Origin of the sequence: Methylococcus sp. S1M (assembly GCF_051295855.1) — a bacterium.
GTDB classification, from domain to species: Bacteria; Pseudomonadota; Gammaproteobacteria; order Methylococcales; family Methylococcaceae; genus Methylococcus; species Methylococcus capsulatus.
In genome coordinates this window covers 1-259 of record NZ_JBPDXO010000057.1, presented here as the reverse complement: position 1 = coordinate 259, position 259 = coordinate 1, and the positions used below count along the sequence as shown (strand labels likewise).

At 37.8% G+C, this 259-nt stretch carries 1 protein-coding gene; it reads right to left on the bottom strand.

Annotated elements, in window-relative coordinates; translation table 11 throughout:
- Positions 1–141: 141 nt before the first annotated feature.
- Positions 142–252, bottom strand: coding sequence for a DUF933 domain-containing protein (locus ACSHWJ_RS16060; protein WP_435928797.1), 111 nt, complete (start codon positions 250–252; stop codon positions 142–144).
- Positions 253–259: the final 7 nt, after the last annotated feature.

Below are 259 nucleotides of genomic sequence, written 5' to 3'. Positions count from 1 at the left end.
TAGGCAATAAGCACAAAAGTGTAGGATGTTACAAGAATGATTAGGACTCGGTGAAATGAAAAATCCACGCAATTGCGTGGATTTTATATACTTTTGAGCTCTTCATGAGATTTAGCGAAACCTCATGAGACAATAAATTAATTAGACGTTGAAAAGGAAGTTCATCACATCGCCATCTTTCACGATGTAATCTTTACCTTCTGCACGCATTTTGCCTGCTTCTTTCGCGCCTTGTTCACCTTTGTAAGTGATGAAATCT